The organism is Kitasatospora sp. NPDC023120, from assembly GCF_055560835.1.
Map to the genome: position 1 here is coordinate 36,478 of NZ_JBVHHY010000044.1, position 10,995 is coordinate 47,472.

A 10,995-nucleotide genomic window follows, 5' to 3' on the forward strand; every position below is an offset into this window, starting at 1 on the left:
AACTCCCTGCTATCCGAAGACGGTCGACCGGCCGGGTGGCGGCCGGAAGGATTCTGCCGACGGCCGCTTAAGCTGCGGCAAAGCCCGCCGGGCGGTCAGCGCACCGGGGCCAGCCGGGCCCGCAGCCGGGCCGCCCCGTACATCAGCCCCAGCACCGCCGGCTGCGCACCGCGCACCCCGCGCATCCGCAGCAGCGCGAGCGCGGACCAGAACCTGCTCTCCGCGACGTGGCCGGGCGCCGCGTGGACGTCGTCGTGCTCCAGCACCCGCAGGTCCCCGACGGTGCGGCGCAGCAGCCGCACATCCTCCTGGGGGACGATCTCGTCGCGGAGACTGGCCACGTAGGCGACCGGGATGTCCAGCGCGGCGAGCCGCTCGGCGGGCAGCGCCCAGCCGTGCAGCCCGGCGAGGTCCCGCCCGGTCAGGTGGGCGAGGGCGTCCGCGGTGATCCGCGGCACCCGGGCCTGCCAGGCCGGGTCGGTGAAGAAGGCGTTGACCGGCGCTCCGGCGGTGACCACCCCGCGGATCCGGGCGTCGTCCATGGCACAGCGCAGCGCCAGGTGCCCGCTGAAGCTGAGCGCCAGCGCGTACGTGCGGGACGTGTCGGCCCGGTCGGCGACGGCGTCCAGCAGCCCGGACAGGAAACGGTGGCTGTGCTCGTCGTACGGCACCGGGTTCTCGCCGATGCCGGGCAGGTCGACCACCAGGGCCGCCATGCCGAGCCGACGGAACACCGGCAGCGCCGGCGCCCACTGCTCCTTGACGCTGACGTTGCCGCCCATCAGGACCAGCAGCGGTCGGCGCTCGGTGGCCGACAGGCCGGACTCCCAGCAGCCGACCTTGCGGCCGTCGATCTCCACCTCCAGCCGCCGGATGCCCGGTGCGGCCGTCGCCCGCCAGCTCTCGAACGCGGCGACCGCGCGCTCGGCGGCGGCCAGCCGGGCCGGCGTGCCGGTGAACGGGAACCTCGCCATGACGAAACGCCGGCAAGCCTCCAGGGGCTTGCCGGCCTGCTCCAGCCGTTCCGCCTCGGCGCACCACTCGCCGGTCCACGAACCGGGGCCTTCGCCGTCGGTCGTGATGCGGGCCAGCACCCGGTCGAAGTCCGGGATCCGCTGGCCCCTGGCGTGCACCGCGACGAACTGCTTCAGCTCGTCGACATCGTTCATTCGTCAATCTCCTGACGGTCCGTCGGTTCGTCCGGGTCGGTGAACCCCTCCAGGGCGAGCTTGAGGTCGGCGAGCACGTCGGCGGCCTCCGCACCGTCGATCACCCGGTGGTCGAAGGTGAGCGAGAGCCGCATGACCGGCGCCACCGCCAGGCCGCCGTCCTTGACGACGGGCCGGTCGGCGATCCGGCCCAGCCCCAGCGTGATGGTGGCGCCGCCCACCGAGTAGAAGCCGTCCACCGGGCGGTGCCCCAGGGAGGTCACCGCGAAGGTGCCGAAGGCGCCGGCCCGCCGGGTCAGCGGGCGCACCCCCAGCCGGAACAGCGCGCCGCCCAGCGGCCAGGGCAGCCGCTGGAGCATCCGGGTCGCGGCGAACTCCGGCATGACCGCCGGATCGCCGTCCCGGAAGTGGTCGACCCGCTCCTGGATCTCGGGCAGGCCGACGCGCTGGAGGTCGGGCAGGACGGTGGAGACCACGATCCGCTGCCCGTTCATCGTCCGGTCCAGGGTGAACTTGCCGTTCACCGAGGCGTACCTGGCCACCCGGGGCCTGGCCCGGCCGCGCAGCGCCGCGTTCGCCTCCGGATGGGCGGCCAGCACCCGGGCGGCGGTGTACAGCACATAGCTGACCACCGAGTACTTCCGCACCTCCTCCCGGTGGCGGACCACGGCGCCCATGTCGACGTCGGTGTCCAGGAACACCGGGGAGAAGGACCGGATCTCCCGGAGGAAGTGCAGGGTGGGACGGCGCTCCGGTGCGATCGGCCCGACGGCCGCGGGCCGGTTGCCGCTCATGCGCTCGCCGCCGGGCCGAACCAGGTCGCCAGCGCCGTGGTCAGCCCCTCGTCCGGCGTGGCCGCGCCGTCCGCGGGACCGGCCCACGCCACCCGGCCGTCCGGGCGCACCAGCACCGCGGACGCCGCGATCTCCGCCGACGGACGGGCGGTGACCAGCTCGACCCGGTCGGCCCAGCCGGAGACGTCCGGCAGCCGCAGCTGCCCGTCCGACAGGTCGAACAGCACGCCGCGGGCGCGGTGCAGCGCCCGGGCGACCGTGGTCTCGCCGTCCGCCGTCACCAGCGGCGCGTTGACCAGGCGGCGACCGAGCAGCGGGTGCGCCGCCGCCTCCGGGTACGCGATCGGGTACCGCACCGCGAACCCGCAGATCAGCTCGGACAGGTGCGCGTTGACCTGGGGCAGCTGCACCAGCTCGGCGAAGATCTCGCGCAGCGGCGCCACCCCGTCCGCCGGGTGCACCAGGGCCACCTGCGCCAGGCTGGTGCGCAGCGAGCGCGCCCCGGCCGGGTGCCGCTCGGCCTGGTAGCTGTCCAGCAGGCCCGCCGGGGCGTGTCCGGTGGCGTCCGCGGCCAGCTTCCAGCCCAGGTTCATGGCGTCCTCGATGCCGGTGTACAGGGCCATGCCGCTGAGCGGGAACTGCACGTGGGCGGCGTCGCCGGCCAGGAACACCCGGCCCTCGCGGTAGCTCACCGCCTGGCGGTTGACGTTGTACCAGCGCTGCAGCCAGCGGGCCCGGCCGGTGCGCATCGGGCGGCCGGTCAGTCGCTCGGCCAGCGCGCGCACCTCGTCCATGGTCGGCTCGTCCCGGTTCGGCGGCTCGGCGTCGTACTCGCCCATGGCGATCCGCAGCACGTTCTCGCCCACCGGCGACAGCATGTACGGGCCGTACGGGGTGCTCTCCGGGCCGAGGTGGTCGAGCAGTTCGTCGCCCGGGTCCACCTCGATGTCGCCGATCAGGCCGTGGAAGGGCTGTTCCTCGCCGACGAACTCGATCCCGGCGAGCCGGCGCACGGTGCTCGCGGAGCCGTCGCAGCCGACCAGGTGGCGGCCGGCCAGCCGGTAGTCGGTGCCGCCGTGGCGAACGGTGACGGTGACCGAGGCCTCGTCCTGGACCAGCCCGGTGATCTCGTGGCCGCGCCGGAGTTCCGCGCCGAGCTTCAGCGCGTGCTCCTCCAGCCGCCGCTCCACCGCGCTCTGACCGACGATCAGCGTGGCGCCGTGCCGCTCGGTCAACCGGTCGGGGGCGAGCGGGTAGCCGGAGAAGACGGCGAGCGGCCACTCGAAGCCGTCGGCCCGGATCGCGTCCATCACCTCGCGCTGTTCGAGGAGTTCGATCGTGCCGCCGTTCATCGCCGAGCCGAGCGACTCCTCGCGCGGTCGCTCCAGCCGCTCCAGGACGACGGTCTCCACGCCCAGCAGGCGCAGTTCGCAGGCGAGCAGCAGGCCCACCGGGCCGGCGCCGGCAATGATCACGGGGTCGTTCATCGGGGGCTCCTCTGGGTCTCGGGGGATGCGGTGTGGGACGTGGTGCGGGACGCGGCGCTCGCGGTGGGTGTCGTACCGGTCGCGGTCAGCGCTTCGGAGAGCAGGTCCAGCAGGGCCTGTGACAGGTCGGCGAGGGTGGGCTGGTCGTAGATCAGCGCCGGTGTCAGCTCGATCCCCGCCGCCTTGGTCCGAGTCACTAGCTCCATCGCGGTCAGCGAGGACATCCCCAGGTCCATCAGGTCGGTTTCGGGGCTCACCTCATCGGCGGCGGCCAGGCCCAGCACCGCCGCGACCTCGGCACGCAGGTGGGCGAGCAGGATCGCCGCACGGTCGGCCGGCGGCGCCCCGGCGAGGCGCTCCAGCACCGAGCCGCTCGCGCCCGCGCCGTCCGGCTCGGGGGCGGCCGCGAAGGCCGTACGGGCCGCCGGGACCTCCTGGAAGAACCGTCCGGCCCAGGGCTGCCCGGCGGCCACGGTCGGCCAGTCGACGTCCGCGACCACCAGGTGGCCGGACCGGCCGAGCAGGTCCAGCACCGATCGGGACGGGAGCGGGAGCAGGCCCAGTTCGTGGGCCGTCCGCGCCTCGCCGCCCGGCTCCTCCGCCCACGGGCCGCAGCACAGCGACAGCGCGGGCTCGCCGAGCGCGAGCCGCCGGGCGGCGACCGCGTCGTGGAAGGCCGGCAGGGTCGCCTGGCCGGGGGCGGCCGGCAGGCCCAGCGCGCCGGTGGCGTCGGAGACCAGGACGAAGGCGGACAGCGCGGTGCCGCGGGTGAGCTCGTCCAGGTTGGCCGCCGCGTGCCGCAGCGCGCCGGCCGTGGCCGGCTCGCCGTCCGCCGGGGCGAGGTGCACCACGCCGTCCAGTGGCTGGTCAGCCGGGACGGCGGCCAGCACCCGGGCGAGCGCGGCACGGTCGGACGGATCGACCGGGGCCACCGTCGCCTCCGCCCCCAGCGAGGCCAGTTCTGCGGTCAGCGAGGTCAGTTCGGCCGTCAGGGCGGTCGGGCCGGCCGGATCCTCGGCAGCGACCGCGGCGGACGGCGGCACGACCAGCAGCAGCCGGCGGGCGCCCTGGGCGGCGAGCCGCCGGGCAGTCCGGCGGCCCGCCTCGGTGTCCGCGCCGGTGACCAGCACCGTGCCCGACGGCGACCAGCGGCCGTGCGGCCGGCCGGTGTCGGCCGACAGCAGTCGGCGTGCCAGCAGGCCGCCCGGGCGCAGCGCCAGTTCGCGTTCGCCGGTTTCGCCGGCCAGCGCCACGGCCAGCCGGCGCTCCGCTGACGGGTCGAGCACGGCCGGCAGGTCCAGCAGCGCGATCGCCCGCTCCGGGTACCGGGCGGCCAGCGACGGCCCGGCGCCCCACAGCGCGGCGACCTCGGGTGCGGCCGGAGCGTCGGCTGCCGTGGCAGCGGCGGCCCCCCGGGTGAGCAGCCAGACCGGCGCGGTTGCGCCGAGTGCGTCCAGCGCGTCCAGGGCGGCGGTGGCACCGGCGGTCTCGTCGGCGAACCCGTTGTCCGAGGCGGGGGTCGCGAACAGCAGGACCCCGCTCGGCGGACCGGCCTCGACGAGCTGACGGAGCGACTCCGGCGTCCCCGTGGCGACCTCCTGCGCACCGGCGCGCAGCAGGGCCGGAGCCACGTCCTCGTTCCCGTCCGCGCCGAGCAGCAGCCAGCGACCGGCCAGCGGTGCCGCGGGGGTGTCGGCCAGCGGCTGCCAGCCGATCCGGTGGCCGAGGCCGGCCCGCCGGCGCAGTCCGGCGAGCGCCGGCAGCAGCGCGGCCAGACTCCGTCGCTCCTCCTCGGTGGCGTCCAGCATCTCGTCCAGGGCGTCCAGGTCGGCGCGCTCCACGGCCTCCCAGAAGCCGTTCTCGGTCGTGCCCGCCGCGGCGGCGTTCTGCCCGCCGGGGGTGGCGGCGGGGGAGAGCCAGTAGGGGCGGCGTTGGAAGGGGTAGGTGGGGAGGTCGAGGTGGTCCCGGCGGGTGTTGAGCAGGGTGGGCCAGGTGACGGGGTGGCCGTGGGTGTGGAGGGTGGCGAGGGCCGCTGTGGTGGTGTGGGTTTCGGGGTGGTCCTTGCGGAGGGTGCTGATGGCGAGGGGGTTGGCCTCGTCGAGGGTGGTGTGGGTGAGGGCGGTGAGGACGGGGTCGGGGCCGAGTTCCACGAAGGTGGTGACGCCGTTGTCGGCGAGGGTGCGGAGGGTGTCGGTGAAGCGGACGGCTTGGCGGATGTGCTGGGTCCAGTAGTCGGGGGAGGTGAGCTGGTCGGCGAGTTGGCCGGTGAGGTTGGAGATGACGGGGATGGTGGGGTGGTGGTAGGTGAGTTGGGCGGCTTCGGTGCGGAAGGCGTCGAGGATCGCGTCCATGTGGGGGGAGTGGAAGGCGTGGGAGACGGTGAGTTTGCGGGTCTTGCGTCCGAGGGTCTTGAAGTGTGCGGCGATCCGCTCGGCGGCTTCCGGATCGCCTGAGACCACCGTGGAGTCGGGGGAGTTCAGTGCGGCGATCGACACCGTTTCGGTGAGGTGTTCGCGGAGTTCGTCTTCGGTGGCCTGGATGGCGATCATGGCGCCGCCGGCGGGGGCGGACTGCATCAGCCGTGCCCGGGCCGCGACCAGTCGGGCCGCATCACCGAGGCTGAGGACTCCGGCGACGTGGGCGGCGGTGAGTTCGCCGATGGAGTGGCCGGTGACGAAGTCCGGTGTCACGCCCCAGGATTCGTAGAGCCGGAAGAGAGCGGTTTCCAGGGCGAACAGGGCGGGTTGGGTGTAGCGGGTCTGGTTGAGGGCGTCCTCGTCGCCGAAGACGACCTCGCGCAGCGGCCGCTCCAGGTGCGGGTCCAGTGCGGCGCAGACCGCGTCGAAGGCGGCGGCGAACACGGGCTGGTTCTCGTACAACTCCCGGCCCATGCCGAGGCGTTGCGCGCCCTGCCCGGTGAACAGGAAGGCGACCTTCCCGCCGCGCACCGTCCCCCGGACCAGCCCGGGAGCCGACTCGCCGCGGATCAGTGCGTCGAGCGCCGGCCCGAAGGCGGCGGCGCCCGCGGCCACCACGGCGGCACGGTGCGGGAAGTGCGTACGGGCGGTGGCCAGGGCGCCGGCGACCGCCACCGGGTCGGCCGTCGGCCGCTCGGCCAGCCAGCCGCGGAGCCGGATCGCCTGGTCGCGCAGCGCCGCCTCGCTCTTGCCGGAGAGCACCCACGGCACCACGGCGTCCGGGGCGTCCTCGGCCGGCCCGGTACCGGTCCCGTTGAGCGCCGGGGCGGGCGGCGCCTCCAGGATCACGTGGGCGTTGGTGCCGCCGATGCCGAAGGAGGAGACGGCAGAGCGGCGCGGCTGCCCGGTCTCCGGCCAGTCCCGCGCCTCGGTCAGCAGCCGTACCGCACCGGACTCCCAGTCCACGTGCGGGGTGGGTTCGTCCACATGCAGGGTGCGGGGGAGCACGCCGTGGCGCATCGCCTCGACCATCTTGATCACACCGGCGACGCCGGCCGCGGCCTGGGTGTGCCCGATGTTGGACTTGACCGAGCCCAGCCAGAGGGGCCGCCCCGCCGGCCGCTCCTGCCCGTAGGTGGCCAGCAGGGCCTGGGCCTCGATCGGGTCGCCGAGGGTGGTGCCCGTGCCGTGCGCCTCGACCGCGTCCACCTCGGCGGGGGTGAGCAGCGCACCCGCGAGCGCCGAGCGGATCAGGCGCTCCTGGGACGGCCCGTTGGGGGCGGTCAGCCCGTTGCTGGCGCCGTCCTGGTTGACGGCCGAGCCGCGGACCACCGCGAGCACCCGGTGCCCGTTGGCCTCCGCGTCGGAGAGCCGCTCCAGCAGCAGGACGCCGCCGCCCTCGCCCCAGCCGGTGCCGTCGGCGCCGCCCGCGAAGGACTTGCAGCGGCCGTCGGGCGCCAGGCCGCGCTGCCGGCTGAACTCGATGAACACACCGGGGGTGGCCATCACGGTCACGCCGGCGGCCAGCGCCAGCGTCGATTCGCCGCGCCGCAGCGACGCGCAGGCCAGGTGCAGGGCGACCAGCGAGGACGAGCAGGCGGTGTCGACACTGACCGCCGGTCCTTCCAGGCCGAAGGTGTAGGCGACGCGACCGGACGCCAGGCTGCCCGCGCTGCCGGTGCCGAGCAGGCCCTCGGCCTCCTCCGGCACCCGGTGCATCAGCCGGCCCGCGTAGTCGTCGTACATGACGCCGGTGAAGACACCGACCTGCTTGCCGCCGAGGGTGGCCGGGACGATGTCCGCCCGCTCCATCGCCTCCCAGACCAGCTCCAGCAGCAGGCGCTGCTGCGGGTCGGTCGCGGCCGCCTCGCGGGGACTGATGCCGAAGAACGCCGGGTCGAACTGGTCGGCGTCGTACAGGAACCCGCCCTCCCGGGCGTACGAGGTGCCGGCGTGGTCCGGGTCCGGGTGGTAGAGCTCGGCGAGCGGCCAGTCCCGGCCGCCGGGGAAACCGGAGATCGCGTCGGTGCCCTCGCTGACCAGCCGCCAGAGGTCCTCGGGGGAGCGGACGCCGCCGGGGAAGCGGCAGCTCATCCCGATGATCGCGATCGGTTCGCGGTGCGTCGCCTCGGCCTGCTGGAGCTTGAGCCGGGTCTGCTTCAGGTCGGCGGTGACCCACTTGAGGTAGTCGACGAGTTTCTCTTCGTTGGTCATCGGGCGTCCGGACCCTTCCGTGGGGTGGGTGGAGGTCACTTCAGGGCCCTTCCGAGCTCGTGGTCGATGAAGTCGAGGACCTCGTCGGCGGTGGCCGAGCGGAGCCGCTCCTCGAAGTCCTCGGTGTCCGGCTCCACCGGGGCCGCGGCCTCGTCGAGCCGGGCCAGGAGGGTGCGCAGCCGGACGGTGAGCCGGGCGCGGCCGGCACTGTCGGGGGCCATGCCCAGGAGGTCCGCCTCCAGCCGGGCGAGGTCGGCGAGGGCGGCCGGCTCGCGGTCGCCGCTGCCGAGCCGACCCAGCAGGTGGTCCGCGAGCGCGGCGGCGGTCGGGTGGTCGAAGACCAGCGTGGCGGGCAGCTTCAGCCCCGCGTCGGCGGCGAGCCGGTTGCGCAGCTCGACGGCGGTGAGCGAGTCGAAGCCGAGGTCCTGGAACCGGCGGGACGGGTCGATCGCGTCCTCGCCGCGGTGGCCGAGGACGGCGGCGATCTGGCCGCGCACGGCGGCCAGCACGATGCCGTGGTGCTCCTCGGGAGCCGCCGCGGCCAGCCGCTCGGCCAGCCCGGTGCCCTGCTCGACCCGTCGGGCCGCCGCCGGGACGAGACCGCGCAGTACGGCGGGCAGCATCCCGGCTGCGGCCTGCCGGCGCAGCACCGGCGGGCTGAGCCGGGCGGCGACCTGCGTCGGCCGGTCGGCGGCGAGGGCGGCGTCGAGGAAGTCGAGCCCCTGCTCGGCGGGCATCGCGGCCAGGCCGTCCCGGCCGAGCCTGGCCAGGTCGGCCCGGGACAGGCCGTCGGTCAGCCCGCTGGGCTGCTCCCACAGGCCCCAGGCCACCGACAGGCCGGGCAGTCCGGCGGCGTGCCGGTGTTCCGCCAGGGCGTCCAGGAAGACGTTGGCGGCGGCGTAGGCGGCCTGGCCCGCGTTGCCCAGGGTGCCGGCGAGCGAGGAGAACAGGACGAACGCGGTCAGGTCGAGGTGCTCGGTGGCGCGGTGCAGGTGCCAGGCGGCGTCGACCTTGGGCCGCAGCACGGCGGCGAGCCGCTCGCCGGTGAGGCCCGGCAGGGTGCCGTCGTCGAGCACACCGGCGGTGTGCACCACCGCGGACACCGGGTGGTCCGCCGGGACGGCCGCCAGGACGGCGCCCAACGCGGCGGGGTCGGCCGCGTCACCGGCGGTGATGGTCACCTCGGCGCCCAACTCCTGGAGTTCGGCGGCGATGTCGGCGGCGCCGGGGGCCTCGGGGCCGCGACGGCTGAGCAGTAGCAGTCGGCGCACTCCGTAGCGGGTGACCAGATGGCGGGCGGTCAGGACGGCGAGGGTGCCGGTGCCGCCGGTGATCAGGACCGTCCCCTCGGGGCCGAACGGGGCGGTGGCGGTCCCGCCCCCGGCCGGGCCGGCGGGACCGCGGGTGAGCCGGGGCACCGTGACGCCGCCCTCGCGGACCAGCAGCTGCGGTTCCTCGCCGGCCAGCGCGGCGGCCAGCGCCCGGTAGGACTCCGGGCGTCCGTCGTGGTCGGCCAGCACCAGCCGGTCCGGGTTCTCCGACTGGGCGGAGCGGATCAGCCCCCAGAGCGCGGCCGCACCGAGGTCGACCGGGTCGCCGCCGGGCACCGCACCCGAGGTGGCGACCAGTAGCCGGTGCTCGGCCGTCTTCTCGTCGGCCAGGAACTCCTGGACCAGGCCGAGCAGTTCGGCCGTCACGGCGTGCGCGCGGGCGACCGGGTCGGCACCGGTCGGGGCGGCGAACGGCTCCCCCAGCGGGTGGGCGTCCACCCCGGCCTCGCACAGCGCCGCGACCAGCTCGGCCGGGCCGACCACCGACCACGGGCCGGTGGCGGGACCGCCGGCGGGCCGAGCGGCAGCCGTCCATTCGACGTGGTGCAGCGGGTCGCGCCGGCTGGTGCGGACCGCGGCGAGCTGCTCGGGCGTGATCGGGCGCAGCGTCAGCGAACCGATCGAGGCGACCGGCCTGCCGTCCTCGCCGCTCAGCCGCAGCGCCACCTCGCCCGGGCCGGCCGGGGTGATCCGCACCCGCAGTGCCCGTGCGTCCGACGCGTGCAGGGCCACTCCGGTCCAGTTGAAGGGGAGGTGGACACCGGCCTCCGGCGTGCGCTCCCGGTCGGTGAAGGCGATCGCGTGCAGGGCGGCGTCCAGCAGGGCGGGATGGATGCCGAAGCCGGCCTGAACGGCGTCCGGCACCAGCGCCACCTCGGCGAACACGGTGTCGCCGTCGCGCCAGGCGGCCCGCAGACCCTGGAAGGCGGGCCCGTAGCCGAGCCCGGCCTCGGCCAGGTCCTGGTACAGCCCCTCGACGTCGACCGGCTCGGCGGCGGGCGGCGGCCAGGCGGCAGTATCGGTGCCCGCGGCCTCCGGGGTCTCGGCGGTCTCGGCGGTCTCGGCGACGAGCGTGCCGTGCGCGTGGCGCACCCAACTGTCCGCTGCGGTGGCCCCGGTGGGGCGCGAGTGGACGGTGACGGCGCGCCGTCCGGCCCGGTCCGCGGCCTCGACCCGGACCAGCAGCTGGGCCGTCTCCTCCGAGCCCACCGTGATCGGCGCCTCCAGGGTCAGGTCCTCCAACTGCCCGGCGCCGACGGCGGCGCCAACGTGCAGGGCCAGCTCGACGAAGGCGGTGCCCGGCAGGAGGACGGTGTCGAGGACGGCGTGGTCCGGCAGCCAGGGGTGGCGGGCGTGCGAGAGCGTGCCGGTGAACAGGTGGGTGTCGTCCGGCAGGGTGGTGGCCGCACTCAGCACCGGGTGGTCCACGGCCTGCAGGCCGGTGCTGGCGAGGTCGGTGGCCGAGGTGCTGTGCAGCCAGTAACTGTCGCGTTGGAAGGGGTAGGTGGGCAGGTCGATGGGGTGGGTGGGGGTGGTGGGGAGGGGCCAGGTGACGGGGGTGCCGGTGGTGTGGGCGTGGGCGG

The 10,995-nt window shown here is 75.5% G+C and carries 4 protein-coding genes and 1 pseudogene; all 5 read right to left on the reverse strand.

Features of this window, described 5'->3' with window-relative positions; translation table 11 throughout:
- Nucleotides 1-95: 95 nt before the first annotated feature.
- Nucleotides 96-1,169 carry an alpha/beta fold hydrolase gene (locus tag ACZ3TI_RS37795; protein WP_465734575.1) on the reverse strand — a complete coding sequence of 358 codons (1,074 nt, stop codon included), beginning with the start codon at nt 1,167-1,169 and terminating at the stop codon, nt 96-98.
- Complete coding sequence (locus ACZ3TI_RS37800; protein WP_465734577.1) at nt 1,166-1,963, reverse strand: 2-oxo acid dehydrogenase subunit E2; 798 nt, start codon at nt 1,961-1,963, stop codon at nt 1,166-1,168. Before ACZ3TI_RS37800 ends, ACZ3TI_RS37795 begins: the two co-directional genes overlap by 4 nt.
- Nucleotides 1,960-3,450 carry an FAD-dependent monooxygenase gene (locus ACZ3TI_RS37805; RefSeq protein ID WP_465734579.1) on the reverse strand — a complete coding sequence of 497 codons (1,491 nt, stop codon included), beginning with the start codon at nt 3,448-3,450 and terminating at the stop codon, nt 1,960-1,962. Before ACZ3TI_RS37805 ends, ACZ3TI_RS37800 begins: the two co-directional genes overlap by 4 nt.
- Nucleotides 3,447-8,039 (reverse strand): annotated as a pseudogene (locus ACZ3TI_RS37810) (type I polyketide synthase); the annotation flags it as partial. The pseudogene ACZ3TI_RS37810 and the gene ACZ3TI_RS37805, both read right to left, overlap by 4 nt.
- Before the next feature lie 77 nt (nt 8,040-8,116).
- Nucleotides 8,117-10,995 (reverse strand): type I polyketide synthase (locus ACZ3TI_RS37815; RefSeq protein ID WP_465734582.1); only part of this gene is annotated, 2,879 nt, incomplete at its 5' end.

Bases quoted from the DNA above. Each gene is read 5' to 3' on its own strand.
- ACZ3TI_RS37800 (WP_465734577.1), bottom strand. From the start codon at position 1,963: ATGAGCGGCAACCGGCCCGCGGCCGTCGGGCCGATCGCACCGGAGCGC.
- ACZ3TI_RS37805 (WP_465734579.1), bottom strand. From the start codon at position 3,450: ATGAACGACCCCGTGATCATTGCCGGCGCCGGCCCGGTGGGCCTGCTG.
- ACZ3TI_RS37795 (WP_465734575.1), bottom strand. From the start codon at position 1,169: ATGAACGATGTCGACGAGCTGAAGCAGTTCGTCGCGGTGCACGCCAGG.